Raw genomic sequence first — 17359 nt, 5'->3', positions numbered from 1 at the left:
TTTACATCAGATGGCTTTGGCCAGAGCTGCGGCGATGCCGGTGTAGTTGGCCGGGGTCATGGCCAGCATCAGGTCCTTGGCTTCCTGCGGCACGGCCAGGCCGTTGATGAACTCCTGCAGCGCCACCTTCGAGATGCCTTTGCCGCGGGTCAGCTCTTTCAGCTGTTCGTACGGGTTTTCGATGCCGTAGCGGCGCATCACGGTCTGCACCGGCTCGGCCAGCACTTCCCAGTTGGCGTCGAGGTCGGCTTCCAGGCGGGCCGGATTGACTTCCAGCTTGTTCAGGCCGCGCAGGCAGCTGTCGTAGGCCAGCAGCGTGTAGCCGAAGCCGACGCCGATGTTGCGCAGCACGGTCGAATCGGTCAGGTCGCGTTGCAGGCGCGACACCGGCAGTTTTTCCGACAGGTGCTTCAGCACGGCGTTGGCCAGGCCCAGATTGCCTTCTGAGTTTTCGAAGTCGATCGGGTTGACCTTGTGCGGCATGGTCGACGAACCGATTTCGCCGGCTTTCAGCTTCTGCTTGAAGTAGCCCAGCGAGACGTAGCTCCAGATGTCGCGGTTCAGGTCCAGCAGGATGGTGTTGGCGCGCGCGAAGGCGTCGAACAGTTCAGCCATGTAGTCGTGCGGTTCGATCTGGATGGTGTACGGATTGAACACCAGGCCCAGGCGCTGCTCGATCACGGCCTTCGAGAACGCCGGCCAGTCGAACGATGGGTAGGCCGACAGGTGGGCGTTGTAGTTGCCGACCGCGCCATTCATCTTGCCGAGGATCTCGACTTGCTCGATGCGCACGATGGCGCGCTGCAGGCGGGCCACGACGTTGGCCATTTCCTTGCCCAGGGTGGTCGGGCTGGCGGTCTGGCCGTGGGTGCGCGACAGCATCGGCAGCTCGGCGTTGGCGTGGGCGATCTCGGTCAGGCGGGCGATCACCTTGCGCAGCGACGGCAGCATGACGGTGTCGCGCGCGGCCTTCAGCATCATGCCGTGCGAGGTGTTGTTGATGTCTTCCGAGGTGCAGGCGAAGTGGATGAACTCCGACGCCGCCACCAGTTCCGGCACATCCTTGACTTGCTCCTTGAGCCAGTACTCCACGGCCTTGACGTCGTGGTTGGTGACGGCTTCGATTTCCTTGATGCGGGCGGCGTCGTTTTCGGTGAAGTCGGCGGCGATCTTGTCCAGCAGCGCGGTGCCTGCGGCCGAGAACGGCTTGATTTCGTCGAAACCGGCCAGCGACAGCGCCTGCAGCCAGGAGATTTCTACTTTGACGCGGTGGTGCATGAAGCCGGCTTCGGACAGGATCGGGCGCAGCAGATCGGTTTTACCGGCGTAGCGGCCGTCCAGCGGCGACAGCGCCGACAGCGTGGAGTAAGGAGTAGTGGTCATGATGGAAAGAGCGAAGTTGAAAAAGCAGAGACCGTGATTTTACCATTGGCGGCCGTGCAAGCCGCCGATGTTATACTGGCGCCTGTTCTTCCTCTCTAAGTGTCTATGAAACTCATCGGTTCCCTCGCCAGCCCTTATGTCCGCAAGGTTCGTGTCGTGCTCGCGGAAAAAAAGCTCGATTGCCAGTTCGAACTGGAAAATGTGTGGGCGGCCGACACCATCATCAACCAGCTCAATCCGCTGGGTAAAGTGCCGAGCCTGGTCATGGAAGACGGCACGGTGATGATCGATTCGCGCGTGATGGTCGAGTATCTCGATACGCTGACGCCGGTCTGCAAGCTGCTGCCGCCCAACGGCCGCGACCGCGCCGACGTCAAGTGCTGGGAAGCACTGGCCGATGGCATGCTGGACGCCGCCGTCAGCGTGCGCCTGGAGCGCACCATGCGGCCGCCGGAGCAGCAAAGCGCGGAGTGGATGGCGCGCCAGATGCGCAAGGTCGACCTGGGCCTGAAGGCGCTGTCCGAGAAGCTGGGCGAGCAGCCGTACTGCAACGGCATCCATTACTCGCTGGCCGATGTGGCGGTCGGCTGCACGCTGGGCTGGCTGTCGTTCCGCTTCCCGGAAATCACCTGGCGCGACGACTACGCCAACCTGGCCAAGCTGTATGACAAGCTGTCCGAACGCCCGTCGTTCAAGGACACGCAGCCGGCGTAAGCCATGCCCAAGACCCCGCCGCCGGAGGCCGACAGCCGGCGCCTGCAGATGGCCGACATTGCGCGGCTGGCCGGCGTGTCCACCTCGACCGTGTCGCGCGCGCTGGCCGGCAGCAAGCTGATCAGCGAAGAGACGCGCACCCGCGTCATGGAACTGGCGCGTTCGCTCAAATACAACATCAACATCGGCGCGCAGAACCTGCGCATGAAGCAGAACCGCACGGTCGGCGTGGTGGTGCCGTACGACCCGGCCACGCGCCAGCATCTGTCCGATCCGTTTTTCCTGTCGATGCTGGGCAGCCTGGCCGATGCGCTGACCGAGCAGGGCTTCGACATGCTGGTGTCGCGCGTCGACGCCAGCGAACTGGATGCGGCCGCCGCGCCGTTCGATACCGGCCGCGTGATCGGCATTGTGCTGATCGGCCAGTGGCGCCACCATGACCAGTTGAACCAGCTGGCCGCGCGCCATGTGCCGATCGTGGTGTGGGGCGCGCAACTGCCGCAGCAGCTGTATTGCACCGTCGGCGGCGACAACCTGGCCGGTGGCCAGCTGGCCGGCGCCCATCTGCTGGCGCAGGGCCGGCAACGGATTGCCTTCTTTGGCGACATCAACCTGCCGGAAATCGGCCAGCGCTACGCCGGCCTGTGCCAGTCGCTGACGGCGGCCGGCCTGGCTGCCGATCCGGCCCTGCTGGTGCCGGCCTCGTTCGTGCCGGACGGCGGCCGCCTGGCCGCCGAGGAATTGCTGGGCCGTGGCGTGGCGTTCGACGCCGTGTTCGCCGGCAGCGACCTGATGGCGATGAGCGCGATCAACGCCTTCCGCCAGCACGGGCTGGACGTGCCGGGCCGGGTAGCGGTGGTCGGCTATGACGATATTCCGCTGGCCAGCTATTTCCACCCGCCGCTGACCACCGTCCAGCAACCGATCCAGGAGGCCGGCCGCGCGCTGGTCGCGTCGCTGCTGGAACTCACCGAAGGCCGTCCTGCGCCTTCATTGCAACTGCCGACCCAACTGATCGTCCGCGCCAGTACTGTCTGATTTATGCAACCGATTGCACGGCACGCAAAAGCCGTGCCAGAAATTTCTTTTGCAAGTTTATGCAATCGATTGCATAATGCGTCCACCTGCTCAATAAAGCAGCAGGCTCAAAAAATACTGGAGACGACACATGGAACACCGCACCCTCAAACTGGGCGGCATCGCTGCCGCTGTCGCAACTGCCCTGCTGCACATGAACGGCGCTACCGCGCAAGAAACCTCGCCGCCGGCCGACGGCCTGAACATGGAGCGGGTGGTGGTCACCGGCACCAGCGGCGCCTCGTCCAAGATGAAGACCAGCGTGTCCATCTCCACCATCGAAGGCGACGCCATCAAGAACGCCGCGCCGCTCAGCGCCGCCGAAGTGCTGCGCTCGGTGCCGGGTGTGCGCTCGGAATCGTCCGGCGGCGAGGGCAACGCCAACATCACGGTGCGCGGCGTGCCGATTTCGGCCGGCGGCGCGCGCTATGTGCAGATCCAGGAAGACGGTCTGCCGGTGCTGCAATTCGGCGACTTCAACTTCGCCACGCCGGACAGCTTCGTGCGCATCGACGGCACGCTGGACCACCTGGAAGTGGTGCGCGGCGGCTCGGCCTCCACGCTGGCGACCAATGCGCCGGGCGGCATCGTCAACTTCATCACCAAGACCGGCGAAGAGAAGGGCGGCCATATCGGCATCAGCCGCGGCCTGGGCTACGACGAAACCCGCTACGACTTCGACTACGGCGCGCCGATCTCGGACAAGACCCGCTTCTTCATCGGCGGCAGCTACCGCACCGGCGAAGGCGTGCGCAACACCGGCATGAGCACCGAGGACGGCGGCCAGATTCGCGGCAATGTCACGCATGAACTGGACAACGGCTTCATCCGCCTGTCGTTCAAGCACCTGGACGACAAGGCGCCGACCGCGCTGCCGGTACCGGTGAACGTGGTCAACCACCAGATCCAGGAAATCCCCGGCATCGATCCGCGCACGGTCAGCTTCTATTCGCCGTACTGGGTGCGCGATGTCACGCTCGGCAAGAACAACACGCCGGTTTCGACCAACATCAACGACGGCCTGCACGTCAAGAGCGATACGCTGGGCCTGGAAGGCTCATTCGATCTGGGCGACGGCTGGAACCTGAGCGACAAGTTCCGCGCCGCCAGCAACAGCGGCCGCTTCAGCGGCATTTTCGCCGGCAACAGCGGCACGCAGGGCAATTACGTGTTCGCCACCGGTCCGCAGAAGGGCCAGGCCTACAACGGCCGCGCCTTCTCCGCCGTGGTGTTCAACACCTCGATCGACGATGCCGGCAATACGCTGAACGACACCAAGCTGGCCAAGACCTTCAAGCTGGCTGATGGCAGCAAGCTGACCACCACCGCCGGCCTGTACCTGTCGACGCAAAAGCTGGCGCTGACCTGGAACTTCAACGAATACCTGATGCAGGAAACCGGCGCCAAACCGGCGCTGCTGCAAACCGCCAGCACCACGCCCGGCCTGGTGGGACCGGCCTTCGGCGGCTGCTGCTCGCGCGCGGTCGATATGGAATACAAACTGACCTCGCCCTACCTGAACGTCGGCTATGAAGCCGGCCCGCTGAACCTGGACGCCAGCGTGCGCCAGGATCGCCAGCGCGCCACCGGCACCGCCAACATCGCCACCGCCAGCGCGGCCAACGGCGGAGCGCTGCGCTACGATCCGGCCACTGAGCAACTGGTCGACTACAAGATCAACCACAACTCGTATTCGGTAGGCGGCAACTACGCGATCACGAAAAGCCTGGCGCTGTTTGCGCGCGTCAGCGACGGCGTGGCCTTCAATGCCGACCGTATCCTGTTTGGCACGCCGCTGGATGGCAGCGCGCCGATCAACATCAACACCGTCAAACAGGTCGAAGGCGGCGTCAAATGGCGCAGCGGCGGCATCAGCACCTTCGTCACGCTGTTCCAGGCCAAGACCGACGAAAGCAACTACGAAGCCACCACGCAGCGCAGCACTTCCAACAAATACGACGCCAAGGGCGTGGAACTGGAAGGCGCCTACAACCTGGGCGGCTTCCGCATCACCGGCGGCATGACCTATACCGACGCCAAGATCACCGGCACCGCTGCGGCGGATGTGGCCAACATCGGCAACACGCCGCGCCGCCAGGCCAAATACATTTACCAGATCGCGCCGACCTACACCTTCGACAAAGCGGTCGTCGGCGCCAGCTTGATCGGCACCGGCAAGTCGTGGGGCGACGATGCGCACATCATCATCCTGCCGGCGTATGAAGTGGTCAACGCCTTCGTCAACTACAGCTTGACCGAGAAAGCCACGCTGTCGCTGAGCGTGAATAATTTGTTCAACAAGATCGGCTACACCGAAGTTGAGAGCGACGGCCATGCCGCCCGTTCGATCTCCGGCCGCGCCGCGAAAGTCTCCCTGTCTTATGCCTTCTAACGTAACGTCGTCCCGCATGCTCGCGGTCCTGCCCGATCAACTGCGCCTGCAAGCATTGCCGCGCCTGGCCGCGTACGAGCCGGTGCTGCGCCGGCTGCTGGCCGGGCTGTATGGCGGGCAGCCGGACTTCGACGCATGGCTGGGCGATCTGATGGCATCGCTGGGCGAGCTGTATGCGGCGCGTCCGGCGGCGCTGCGTGCGCTCGATGAACAGCGCGCGGCGCAGCCGGAGTGGTTCCTCAGCCAGCGCATGCTGGGTTACTGCGCCTATGTGCAGAACTTCGGCGGCGATTTGAATGGGGTGGCGGAGCGCATCCCGTACCTGCAGGAGATGGGCGTCAGCTATCTGCACCTGCTGCCTTTCCTGCGCGCGCGCCAGGGCGAGAACGATGGCGGCTTTGCGGTGTCCAATTTCGACGAGGTGGAACCGGCGCTCGGCACCAATGCCGACCTGCTGGCGCTGACCACGCAGTTGCGCGAGGCCGGCATCAGCCTGTGCTCGGACTTCATCCTGAATCACGTGGCGGACGACCATGCGTGGGCCGTTGCCGCCAAAGCCGGCGACGAACAGGCGCGCGCCATGTTCCTGGTCTATCCTGATCGCGAGATGCCGGACCGTTACGAGCGCACGCTGGGCCAGGTATTCCCGCAAGTCGCGCCGGGCAATTTCGTCCCGGTGGAAGAAATGGGCGGCTGGGTGTGGAGCACTTTCTATCCCTACCAGTGGGATCTGAACTACGCCAACCCGGCGGTGTTCGCGGCGATGGCGGCCACGCTGCTGCGCCTGGCCAACCGCGGCATCGAAGTATTCCGGCTCGACTCCACCGCCTTCCTGTGGAAGCGCGAAGGCACCAACAGCATGAACCAGCCGGAGGCGCACCAGATCCTGCAGGCGCTGCGCGCGATAGTCGACATCGTGGCGCCGGGTGTGCTGCTGAAGGCGGAAGCCATCGTGCCGACGCGCGAACTGCCGGCCTACCTGGGCAGCGCCGATGCGCGCGAATGCCACATCGCCTACCACAGCAGCCTGATGGCGGCCGGCTGGCTGGCCTTGTCGGAGCAGGGCACCGGCGTGCTGCGCGAAGTGATCCGCAACACACCGGGGCTGCCGCCCGCCGCCACCTGGCTCAGTTACGTGCGCTGCCACGATGATATCGGCTGGAACGTGCTGCGCGCCGAAGCGGCGGCCGATGGCCAGGAACCGAATGCGCGGCTGGCGCGCGCGGCGCGCTTCTTCGCCGGCGCCGACGGCAGCTACGCCGCCGGCGCGGCGTTCCAGAGCACCGATCCGAACGCGGCGCACGGCAGCAACGGCATGGCCGCTTCGCTGGTGGGCCTGCAGACCGCCGTCAGCGACGAGGCGCGTGAACTGGCGATGCGACGCCTGCTGCTGCTGCATGGACTGGCGCTGAGCTTTGGCGCATTGCCGGTGCTGTACATGGGCGACGAGCTGGCGATGGAGAACGACTACACCTACCTGCATCGTCCGCAGCACGCGATGGACAGCCGCTGGCTGCAACGCCCGCAATTCGACCGCGCGCGCTGGAAGGGCCGCGACTACGCTGGCACCAGCGCCGGCCGGATGTACCAGTCGCTGATCCGCCTGGTGCGGGTGCGTCGCCAGCATGATGAACTGGCCGCCAGCGCACCGCGCACGCTGCTGGAGGATGCGCCGGACGGGATGCTGGCGCTGGCGCGTGGTGAACGTTTTCTGACCCTGATGAATTTTTCCGGCCAGCCGCAGACCTATGCGCTGCCAGGCCGCTGGACCGACTGCCTGGACGGGAGCATACTGGAAGGCGCGCTGACGCTGGCGCCATACACAATGCACTGGCTGGAACGTGGAGCGACAGCATGAGCAAACATACCGTGGCCGTCTTCGGCGAAGCGCTGGTGGACGATTTCGTCACCGAGCAGGTGGTGGGCGGCGCGCCGTTCAACGTGGCGCGCAACCTGGCGGCGTTTGGCGTCGCCACGCTGATGGTCACGCGGATTGGCGCCGACAACAACGGCGCATTGATCTGCGACGAATTTGCGCGCTTCGGCATGAGCGAAGCGGCACTGCAGGTCGACGAGCGCGGCGCCACCGGGCGCGTGGTGGTCGAGCGCAATGCTGGCGGCCACCGCTTTATCATCCTGCCCGACCAGGCCTACGATTATGTGGACACCGCGCCGGCACTGGCGGCGTTGGCCGCCGCCCAGCCGGAGGTGATTTACTTCGGCACCCTGGCGCAGCGCCACGAGCAGTCGCGCACCGCCTTGCGCGCCATGCTGGAGGCGACGCCGGCGCAGCGCTATCTGGATCTGAATGTGCGCGAAGGCCAGGTCACCGAACGGATTGCGCACGAGTCGCTGAAGCTGGCCGACATCGTCAAGGTCAACGAGGATGAACTGAAGGATCTGTTCCGCTGGTACACCCACACCCAGCCCGGCACCGGCGCCGCCGATAGTCCGGAGCTACGCGACGCCTGCCTGACGCTGATGCGCACCTTCGGCCTGCAAGGCTTGATCGTCACGCTGGGTGAGCGCGGCGCGCTGTACTTCAGCGCCGACGGCGCGGTCGCCGCCAACCATGAATGCCACCCGCCGGAACGCATCATCGACACGGTCGGCGCCGGCGACGCCTTCTCCGCCGTATTCCTGTTGGGCCAGGCGCAGGGCTGGCCGATGGCGCTGACGCTGGCGCGCGCGAATGCGTTTGCCGGCGCCATGTGCGGCGTGTCCGGCGCGGTGCCGGCCGATACCGGCTTCTACGCGCCGTGGATCGCCAGCTGGCAGCGCGGCGCGATCCGGCCGGGAGCCGCGTCATGAAAGCGCGGCTGTCGTTCTGGCAGATCGTCAACATGAACATCGGCTTCTTCGGCATCCAGTTCAGTTTCGGCCTGCAGCAGAGCAGCATGAGTCCGATCTACAAATACCTTGGCGCCGATGAGGCCAGCCTGCCGTATCTGTGGCTGGCGGGGCCGATGACCGGCCTGCTGGTGCAGCCGCTGATCGGCGCCATGAGCGACCGCACCGTCACGCGCTGGGGACGGCGCACGCCGTACTTCCTGATTGGCGCCATCCTGTGCAGCCTGGGCCTGCTGGCGATGCCGTTCAGTCCCACGCTGTGGATGGCGGCCAGCCTGCTGTGGATACTCGACGCCGCCAACAACGTGACCATGGAGCCGTACCGCGCCTTCGTCAGCGACAAGCTGCAACCGGCGCAGCATTCGATCGGCTTCCTGACGCAGAGCGCCTTCACCGGCCTGGGGCAAACGCTGGCGTATCTGACGCCGTCGCTGCTGGTGTGGCTGGGCATGAACAAGGATGCGGTCAACGGCAGCCATATTCCGCATATCGTCATCGTCGCCTTCATGATCGGCGCGGTGTTCTCGATCACGTCGGTGTTGTGGACCTTGAAGACCACCAAGGAAAATCCGCTCAGCGAGGCGGAACTGCTGGCGATGCGCGCCCGGCCGGCGGGCTGGCGCCATGCGCTGGGCGACATCGCCAGCGCGGTGCGCGAGATGCCGTCCACCATGCGCCAGCTGGCGTGGGTCAAGCTGTTCCAGTGGTACGCCATGTTCTGCTATTGGCAGTACATCATGCTGTCGCTGTCGACCACGATTTATGGCACCACCGACCAGGCTTCGCAGGGCTTCCGCGACGCCGGCCTGCTGGCCGGGCAGGTGGGGGCGTTCTACAACTTCATTGCGTTTATCGGCGCGCTGGCGCTGGTGCCGTTCACGCGCCGCTACGGGCCCAGGATCATGCACAGCGTGTGCCTGGCGCTGGCCGGCGTGGCCATGTTCAGCATCCCGCAGATCCATACGCCGGCGCTGCTGTTCGTGCCGATGGTGGGCATTGGCCTGGCGTGGGCCAGCATCATGGGCAATCCGTACGTGATGCTGGCGGGCTGTATTCCGCCGGAGCGCACCGGGGTCTACATGGGCATCTTCAATATGTTCATTGTGATACCCATGATCATCCAGATCTTCACGCTGCCGCTGTATTACCGCAGCCTGTTGGGCGGCAATCCGGAAAACGTGATCCGCCTGGCCGGGGTGCTGATGCTGTGCGGCGCGGTGGCGGTACTGGCGGTGAAAATAAAAAAGCCGCAAGCGAGCTTGCGGCCTCTGGCTGAAACGGCGACGCAGTAATCAGTCGTCGGCGCTCATCTGGCTTTGCAGGTAGTTCTGGATGCCCACTTTGCCGATCAGGTCCAGCTGGGTTTCCAGCCAGTCGATGTGCTCTTCGGTGTCTTCCAGGATCATCAGCAGCAGGTCGCGCGACACGTAGTCGGCGGCCTTCTCGGCGGCGGCGATGCCTTCCTTGACGGTGATCTGGGCGCCTTTTTCCAGCTTCAGGTCGCAGTTCAGCATCTCTTCGGTGTTCTCGCCGACCATCACTTTGTGCATGGCTTGCAGGTTGGGCAGGCCATCGAGCATCAGGATGCGGTCGATCAGCTTGTCGGCATGCTTCATCTCGCCGATCGATTCTTCGTACTCTTTCTTGCCGATCTTTTCCAGGCCCCAGTGCTTGTACATCTTGGCGTGCAGGAAGTACTGGTTGATCGCGGTGAGTTCATTGGTCAGCTGTGCGTTGAGCAAGCGGATGACTTCTTGGTCGCCCTTCATGGCATGTCTTTCTGTGATGGTTTGCGAATGGCGCCATTGTGCCACGAATTATCGATTTATGTGGCCGGAATATCTGATAATTTCGGTGATCTACCCTCTAAGTTCGGTGATTGAGAGTGCTGGCGCAAATGAAAACTATTAGCGTTCGTAGTGGGGGCAGTGTGCGTCATCTCACGGTGCCGGCGCGCGGCTGCCGCTACCATGGAAGCTCAACCTTCAGGAGCTAAGCCATGGATTCGATCAACGCCAATCAACCCGAACACAACCACCAGGACCTGATCGGCGAAGACGCCGTTCACAAGATCCGCGACTTCGTCGACAGTACGCCCGGCTGCTTCTTCTGCACCAATGATGCCGAAGGCGGTCCGGGCGATGCGCGGCCGATGACGGCGCTGCAAGTCGATGAACTGGGCAATCTGTGGTTCATCTCCGCCAGCGACAGCCTGAAGAACCAGGAACTGGCGGCCGATCCGTCGGCCACGCTGTACTTCCAGGGTTCGGCGCACTCCGAGTTCATGCACCTGGAAGGCATCGCCACGGTGTTGCGCGACCCGGTCAAAATCAAGGAGCTGTGGAGTTTTACGATGAAGACCTGGTTCACCGGCGGCGAGGACGATCCGCGTGTGACGCTGATCAAGTTTGCGCCGACCTATGGCTACTACTGGGATACCAAGCACGGCAAGGCAGTGGCCAGCGTCAAGATGCTGATCGGCGCCGTGATCGGCAAAACCCTCGATGACTCCATCGAGGGCCGGCTGGACCTGTAAGACTTAACCGAGCTGGAAGTTAATCGGCACCAGCACGTACACGGGGACGGCCTTGCCGTCCTCGATAAACGGCTTGTACAGGGCGCGCAGCACGGCCTGGCGGCCGGCTTCATCCAGATTGCTGGAACCGGACGACTTCTGCACCGTCACCTGTTCCGCATTGCCTTTTTCCCCAATCAGCACGCGCAGCATCACGGTACCGGTCTCGCCCATGCGGCGCGACATGCTCGGGTAGACCGGCGACGGTGCGCGCACGTATTCCACGCCCGACACGGTCTTTGGCGTCGATGGCGCTGGCGGCGCCGGCGGCGCGACTTGCGCGACGGTCGGCGCGGCATGCGCCGTGGTCGCTTCGGCCGGACGCGGTTGCGGCGGCGGCAGCGTGATGGTCGGCTCGGTCTGCACGATATTCACCAGCGGCAGCGGCGGCACAAAGGTTTGCTTCGGCTGCACCAGCGGCACTTCCTTCGGCTGCGGCTGCGCTTTCAGCGGTTCGGGCGAGGCCACGAACGTCACTGTCACCACCTGCGGCATGATCGCATGCGTGACCGAGCGCAGCATGCCGGAATAAGCCAGATAAAACACAACAACATGACCCAGCACAATCGCGGCAAGCGGGGTGAGCTTGCGGGTACGGCGCTTGAATTCCAGCGCGCGGCCGTGGTCATCCGCGGACAGCGGCGACGCCGTCCGGCTGTAGGTCATTGTATTCATGATTAGCTGGTCAAGACTGGGCGTTTCAGCACAGTTTCCTGGAGGTTGACGGCAGCGGCTTGCGCAGCCAGTTGTTCGGTGAGGATTTCTTCCGCGCAGGAGAAGCATTGGCCGCAGCAGGTGGCTACGCCCAGCGCGTCGCGCAGCTCGTCCATCGAGGTGATTCCCAATTCCATGGCTTGACGGATTTCGCGATCGGAGATGTTGTTGCAGACACAAACAATCATTGATGCACCTTCTGGCTAGGCTAAAAACACGAATAAGGCTTGATTAAGACTTTTCTGACATGATTGCCAGCAACTTAATGCGAATCATTATCATTAAACGTATACTGCCCGATTTTTCAACAGTATGCAAGCTAAATAGAAGTCATTCGCATTACCGTTTATAATGCTAGTATCTGATTCCGGCAGGAACGCAACGTTGCGGCCTTGCCGGTCGCGCCGCAGCCACCTTGCCAGCGGCCTCTCGACTGGACTTTGCCATGACGCACGCTGTTTCCCTGACTACCCTCGATGCCCTGACGGTCGGCGCCACCGCCACCGTGGTGCATGTCTCTCCCGGCGCGGACGCCGATGGCGGCGCCGCCCTGTCGCGTCGCCTGATGGAACTGGGCTTTGTGCCCGGCGAAAAAATTCGCATGCTCAAGCGCGGCATGCCGGGCGGCGAACCGCTGGCGATCAAAGTCGGCAGCTCCACATTTGCATTGCGCCGCTTTGAAGCCGCGCTGGTCTCGATTCAACCGGAATAAAAACATGGGTGCAGTAGATAAGCAGGTGTCGCAGGCGCCGACCACGGCGCGCACGCCGATGGTGGCCTTGCTGGGCAATCCGAATTGCGGCAAGACCGCCTTGTTCAACCGTCTGACCGGCGCGCGCCAGAAAGTGGCCAACTACGCCGGCGTGACCATCGAACGCAAGGAAGGCGCCTTCACCACCAGCGCCGGCAACGCCTTCCGTGTGCTGGACCTGCCGGGCGCCTACAGCCTGAATGCCCACACGCCGGACGAAGAAATCACCCGCGACGTGGTGGCCGGCTTGCGCAAGGGCGACGCCGCGCCGGACGTGGTGGTGTGCGTGGTCAACGCCACCAACCTGCGCCTGAACCTGCGCCTGGTATTGGAAATCAAACGACTCGGCCTGCCGATGATCCTGGCGCTGAATATGGTGGACGTGGCCAAAAAGCGCGGCATCGTTATCGACGCCGACCGCCTGGCGCAGGAGCTGGGCATGACGGTGGTGGAAACCGTGGCGGTGCAGGCCGGCGGCGAAAAGTCGCTGCTGCGCGCGCTGGACCAGATGCTGCCACTGGCCGCGGGTACGCCGCAGCCGCTGTCGGCCATCGACGCCGTCAGCGTGGAAGACACGCAGCGCGAAGTGCGCCGCATCCTCGACCTGGCCGTCAAGGCGCCGGCCGCCACCGACGATGCGCTGTCCGAGAAACTGGACAACGTGGTGCTGCATCCGGTGCTCGGTCCGATCATCCTGGCGGTGCTGATGTTCCTGGTGTTCCAGGCGGTGTTCACCTGGGCCACGCCGGTAATGGACCTGATCAAGGACAGCGTCGACCAGCTGGGCGCCGTGGTGCGCGAGGCGATGCCGGACGGCGTGCTGCGCGGCCTGCTGGTGGACGGCATATTAAGCGGCGCCGGCAGCGTGCTGGTGTTCCTGCCGCAGATCCTGATCCTGTTCTTCTTTATTCTTGTGCTGGAAGACTGCGGCTACCTGCCGCGCGCGGCCTTCCTGCTGGACCGCCTGATGGGCGGCGTCGGCCTGTCGGGCCGCGCCTTCATTCCGTTGCTGTCCAGCTTTGCCTGCGCGATTCCCGGCGTGATGGCGGCGCGGACGATTCAAAATCCGCGCGACCGCCTGGTGACCATCATGATCGCGCCGCTGATGACGTGTTCGGCGCGGCTGCCGGTGTATGCATTGATCATCGCCGCCTTCATTCCCGAGCGCGAAGTGTATGGTTTCCTCAGCCTGCAAGGGCTGGTGCTGTTCGTGCTGTACTTCGCCGGCATCTTCTCGGCGATGGCGGTGGCTTATTTCTTCAAGCGTACGCTGGGCGCCAACCAGCAGCAGCCGCTGATGCTGGAACTGCCGGCCTACCACTGGCCGCATTTGCAGAACCTGGCGCTGGGCCTGTGGGAACGCGCCAAGATCTTCCTGACCCGCGTCGGCACGGTGATCCTGACGCTGATGGTGCTGCTGTGGTTCCTGAGCTCCTTCCCGGGGGCACCGGAAGGCGCAACGCATCCGCCGATCTACTACAGCCTGGCTGGCCTGCTGGGCCGCGGCCTCGAATACATTTTTGCGCCGATCGGCTTTAACTGGCAGATCTGCATCGCGCTGGTGCCGGGCCTGGCCGCGCGGGAAGTGGCGGTCGGCGCGCTGGGCACGGTGTACGCGCTGTCGCAAAGCGGCGAGGCGCTGGCGCAGTCGCTGGAGCCGATCATCTCGGCCTCGTGGACCTTGCCGACCGCCTTGTCGCTGCTGGCGTGGTACGTGTTTGCGCCGCAGTGCCTGTCGACGCTGTCGGTGGTGCGCCGCGAGACCGGCAGCACCCGCTACGCGCTGCTGATGGCCGGCTATATGTTCGCGCTGGCTTACATCGCGTCGTTCCTGACGTACCGGATTTCGCTGGCTGTTATCGGAGGCTAATATGTGGCAAGAGATGATTGTGGCGTTGATCGTGGCGGCGGCGCTGCTGCACTTCAGCACCAAGTATCTGCCGGTGGCGTGGCGCCGGCGGATTGTCTACACGCTGGGCAAACGCGGCTTCAACGAGACCAGGCTGGCCAGGTTCTTCAAGACGCAGGGCGGCGGCGGTTGCGGCGATGACGGCGACGGCGGCTGCTCCAGCTGCGGCTCGTGCGACACCACACCGAGCAAGACCAACGCATCCTCCGGCGCAGCGCACCAGCGCGTGATCAAGCTGCACGTGCAGCGTTAAGCCGCCCGCACCGCGCTAATGCCATTCAGTCAAGCGACGTCGTTCCCGCGAAAGCGGGAACCCATACCGCGTTTGTTCAGCAGACGTGCTATGGATTCCCGCTTTCGCGGGAATGACGATGTGAAATTTCAGCTTAACTTAACAGCATTACCCGTACCGTGCCGTTTTCTCAGCAAGCGAAAGCAGGCGTTTCGCTTGCTGCTGCGTCGGAGTTTGACGGGATAACGTGGCCCTTCCCCAAGTAGCACTCAGCCGCAGTACGGATCGAACGACTCGGCTTGCGCCATCGGCCAGTACTGGCCGAACACCGGCGGCAGGCGCGACAGCTGGCTCGGGTCGAGCAGTTCGCCTTTTTCCAGGTAGGGCAGCAGCGCCGAGGCCAGCTTGACCTGGTTTTCCGAGAGGCGCCGCACCAGGTGGCGCGGCCGCAGTTGCGACGGATGGGTCATGCCGGCGGCGGCGATCAGCTGCGCCAGCGCTTCCATGGTGTTCTGGTGGAAGCTGGCCACGCGCTGGATCTTGTCCGGCACCACCAGCGCGCGCTGGCGGCCCGGGTCCTGCGTCGCCACGCCGGTCGGGCAGCGGTCGGTATGGCAGCTTTGCGACTGGATGCAGCCCAGCGCGAACATGAAGCCGCGCGCCGAGTTGCACCAGTCCGCGCCCAGCGCCAGCGTGCGGGCGATGTCGAACGCGGTGATGATCTTGCCCGAGGCGCCGATCTTGATCTTGTCGCGCAGGTTGGCGCCGACCAGGGTGTTATGCACCAGCAGCAGGCCTTCCTGCAGCGGCGTGCCGACGTGGTCGGTAAATTCCAGCGGCGCGGCGCCGGTGCCGCCTTCGCCGCCGTCGACCACGATGAAGTCCGGCACGATGCCGGTGGCCAGCATGGCCTTGACGATGCCGAAGAATTCCCACGGGTGGCCGATGGCCAGCTTGAAGCCGGTCGGCTTGCCGCCGGACAGGGTGCGCAGGCGGTCGATGAATTCCAGCATTTCAATCGGCGTGCTGAAGGCCGAGTGGCGCGATGGCGAGATGCAGTCGCGGCCGACCGGCACGCCGCGCGTCTGGGCGATTTCGATGGTGACCTTGGCGCCCGGCAGCACGCCGCCGTGGCCCGGCTTGGCGCCTTGCGACATCTTCAGTTCGATCATCTTGACCTGCGGCGCGCTGGCGTTGGCGACGAAACGCTCCTCCGAGAAGGTACCGTCGTCGTTGCGGCAGCCGAAGTAGCCGGAGCCGATTTCCCACACCAGGTCGCCGCCGTGCTGGCGGTGGTAGGGGCTGATGCTGCCTTCGCCGGTGTCGTGCATGAAGCCGCCTTGTTTGGCGCCGCCGTTGAGCGCCAGGATGGCGTTGGCCGACAGCGCGCCAAAGCTCATCGCCGAGATATTGAACACGCTGGCCGAATAGGGCTGGGCGCGCGGGCAGTCCGGGTGGTTGCCGATTTCGATGCGGAAGTCGGGATCTTGTTCCGGCGCCGGCGCGATCGAGTGGTTGATCCATTCGTAGCCGGGGGCGTAGACGTCGAGCTGGGTGCCGAACGGGCGCTTGTCGCTGTCCTGCTTGGCGCGCTGGTAGACGATGCTGCGCTGGTTGCGCGAGAACGGCTCGGCCACCGTGTCGTCTTCCAGCAGGTATTGGCGGATTTCGGGGCGGATCGATTCGAAGAAGAAGCGGAAGTGCGCCAGGATCGGATAGTTGCGGCGCAGCGCGCGCCTGGTTTGCAGCAGGTCGCTGATGCCGACGATGGTCAGGGCGGCAGCGACGGCGGTAATTTCCCACGGCGCCTTTAACGCCAGCGAGGCCAGCAGGGTGATGACGGATGCGTTGAAGGCGAGATAGCGTGGTGACAGCAAATTCATGAATACTCCGGCGGCGGCTGTTGAACTGTCGAGTGTACTGCTGTTTCCGGCTGGAATCCATCCCGATCAGGGGAGGCACACGTCGGCGCGGTTAGTGCTAAGCTAGCGGCGTTACGGCGCACGGCCGTTCTTTTTTCTCGGGATAAGTCACATGATCGTCGTTCATCACTTGAATAATTCGCGCTCGCAGCGGGTGTTGTGGTTGCTGGAGGAACTGGGCCTGGAGTATGAGATCGTGCGCTACCAGCGCGATCCCAAGACCATGCTGGCGCCGCCGGAACTGAAGGCGATCCATCCGCTGGGCAAGTCGCCGGTGATCAGCGACAACGGCATCGTGGTGGCGGAGTCCGGCGCGATCGCCGAATACCTGATCGACACCTACGGCAATGGCCGCCTGATCCCGCCGGCCGGCACCGAGGAGCGTCGCCGCTGGACGTATTTCCTGCACTACGCGGAAGGCTCGGCGATGGCGCCGCTGTTGATGAAGCTGATCTTCGACCGGGTCGAGACCAGTCCTGCGCCGTTCTTCGTCAAGCCGATCGCGCGCGCCATTGCGCAGAAGGTCAAGGGCAGCTACATCCTGCCGCAAATCGCCACCCACCTGGATTACCTCGAAGCCGAGCTGGGCAAGAGCGAATGGTTCGCCGGCAACGAGTTCACGGCGGCCGACATCCAGATGAGCTTCCCGCTGGAAGCGGCCGCGGCGCGCGGCGGCCTGGACGGCTCGCGTCCCCGGCTGATGGCCTTCCTGAAAGCCATCCACAGCCGCCCCGCCTTCCAGCGCGCCCTCGAACGCGGCGGCCCGTACGAACTGCTGAAGTAAGCCGTTGATGCGGCGCATGCCGCCGCATCAGTTCAGTCGGGTAGAATGGCGGCTTG

16 protein-coding genes are annotated in these 17359 nt (G+C 64.2%); 11 read left to right on the top strand and 5 right to left on the bottom strand.

What is annotated here, in order from left to right:
* Positions 1–6: 6 nt before the first annotated feature.
* The gene (gene purB, locus GTP55_RS08810; protein WP_161044555.1) at positions 7–1383 is read right to left on the bottom strand and encodes an adenylosuccinate lyase; all 1377 of its coding nucleotides are present in this window, start codon (positions 1381–1383) and stop codon (positions 7–9) included.
* 105 nt (positions 1384–1488) lie between these two features.
* Here purB and GTP55_RS08805 point away from each other — a divergent pair, with 105 nt between their 5' ends.
* From GTP55_RS08805 to GTP55_RS08780, 6 genes are all read left to right on the top strand, one after another.
* Positions 1489–2097, top strand: coding sequence for a glutathione S-transferase N-terminal domain-containing protein (locus tag GTP55_RS08805; protein ID WP_161044554.1), 609 nt, complete (start codon positions 1489–1491; stop codon positions 2095–2097).
* 3 nt (positions 2098–2100) lie between these two features.
* A complete protein-coding gene (locus tag GTP55_RS08800) occupies positions 2101–3135 on the top strand; it encodes a LacI family DNA-binding transcriptional regulator (RefSeq protein ID WP_161044553.1) in 1035 nt (344 codons plus the stop codon).
* Between the two features lie 130 nt (positions 3136–3265).
* Entirely contained in the window at positions 3266–5566 is a 2301-nt protein-coding gene (locus GTP55_RS08795; protein WP_161044552.1) for a TonB-dependent receptor, read from the top strand.
* Positions 5567–5582: 16 nt separating this feature from the next.
* Complete coding sequence (locus tag GTP55_RS08790) at positions 5583–7424, top strand: alpha-amylase family glycosyl hydrolase (protein WP_229257829.1); 1842 nt, start codon at positions 5583–5585, stop codon at positions 7422–7424.
* Positions 7421–8377 carry a PfkB family carbohydrate kinase gene (locus GTP55_RS08785; RefSeq protein WP_161044550.1) on the top strand — a complete coding sequence of 319 codons (957 nt, stop codon included), beginning with the start codon at positions 7421–7423 and terminating at the stop codon, positions 8375–8377. The genes GTP55_RS08790 and GTP55_RS08785 overlap by 4 nt, the downstream gene beginning before the upstream one ends.
* Complete coding sequence (locus GTP55_RS08780; RefSeq protein ID WP_161044549.1) at positions 8374–9708, top strand: MFS transporter; 1335 nt, start codon at positions 8374–8376, stop codon at positions 9706–9708. Before GTP55_RS08785 ends, GTP55_RS08780 begins: the two co-directional genes overlap by 4 nt.
* Here the strand turns inward: GTP55_RS08780 and bfr are convergent, their stop codons facing one another.
* Positions 9709–10185, bottom strand: a complete 477-nt coding sequence (bfr, locus tag GTP55_RS08775) for a bacterioferritin (protein WP_161044548.1) — start codon at positions 10183–10185, stop codon at positions 9709–9711.
* Positions 10186–10415: 230 nt separating this feature from the next.
* Between bfr and GTP55_RS08770 the strand changes: the two genes are divergently transcribed.
* A complete protein-coding gene (locus GTP55_RS08770; protein ID WP_161044547.1) occupies positions 10416–10952 on the top strand; it encodes a pyridoxamine 5'-phosphate oxidase family protein in 537 nt (178 codons plus the stop codon).
* 3 nt (positions 10953–10955) lie between these two features.
* On the opposite strand, the gene GTP55_RS08765 is transcribed toward GTP55_RS08770, so the two are convergent.
* Both GTP55_RS08765 and GTP55_RS08760 read right to left on the bottom strand, forming a co-directional pair.
* Positions 10956–11666: an energy transducer TonB gene (locus GTP55_RS08765; RefSeq protein WP_161044546.1), complete on the bottom strand. Its 711-nt coding sequence runs from the start codon at positions 11664–11666 to the stop codon at positions 10956–10958.
* A 2-nt stretch (positions 11667–11668) separates the two neighbouring features.
* Complete coding sequence (locus tag GTP55_RS08760) at positions 11669–11893, bottom strand: (2Fe-2S)-binding protein (RefSeq protein WP_161044545.1); 225 nt, start codon at positions 11891–11893, stop codon at positions 11669–11671.
* A 257-nt stretch (positions 11894–12150) separates the two neighbouring features.
* On the opposite strand from GTP55_RS08760, the gene GTP55_RS08755 reads away from it, so the two are divergent.
* From GTP55_RS08755 to GTP55_RS08745, 3 genes are read left to right on the top strand one after another with little or no spacing between them, the layout of a single operon-like run.
* The gene (locus GTP55_RS08755) at positions 12151–12417 is read left to right on the top strand and encodes a FeoA family protein (protein ID WP_161044544.1); all 267 of its coding nucleotides are present in this window, start codon (positions 12151–12153) and stop codon (positions 12415–12417) included.
* 4 nt (positions 12418–12421) lie between these two features.
* Positions 12422–14326, top strand: coding sequence for a ferrous iron transporter B (gene feoB, locus GTP55_RS08750; protein WP_161044543.1), 1905 nt, complete (start codon positions 12422–12424; stop codon positions 14324–14326).
* 1 nt (position 14327) lies between these two features.
* Positions 14328–14618, top strand: a complete 291-nt coding sequence (locus tag GTP55_RS08745; protein WP_161044542.1) for a DUF6587 family protein — start codon at positions 14328–14330, stop codon at positions 14616–14618.
* A 248-nt stretch (positions 14619–14866) separates the two neighbouring features.
* On the opposite strand, the gene GTP55_RS08740 is transcribed toward GTP55_RS08745, so the two are convergent.
* A complete protein-coding gene (locus GTP55_RS08740; RefSeq protein ID WP_202423626.1) occupies positions 14867–16480 on the bottom strand; it encodes an FMN-binding glutamate synthase family protein in 1614 nt (537 codons plus the stop codon).
* A gap of 151 nt (positions 16481–16631) precedes the next feature.
* On the opposite strand from GTP55_RS08740, the gene GTP55_RS08735 reads away from it, so the two are divergent.
* Entirely contained in the window at positions 16632–17303 is a 672-nt protein-coding gene (locus tag GTP55_RS08735) for a glutathione S-transferase (RefSeq protein ID WP_161044541.1), read from the top strand.
* Positions 17304–17359 lie beyond the last annotated feature (56 nt).

The organism is Duganella margarita (assembly GCF_009857535.1).
Classification (GTDB): Bacteria; Pseudomonadota; Gammaproteobacteria; order Burkholderiales; family Burkholderiaceae_D; genus Rugamonas; species Rugamonas margarita.
Note: the sequence above shows the minus strand (reverse complement) of the source record. Positions and strands in the feature narration are given on the sequence as shown.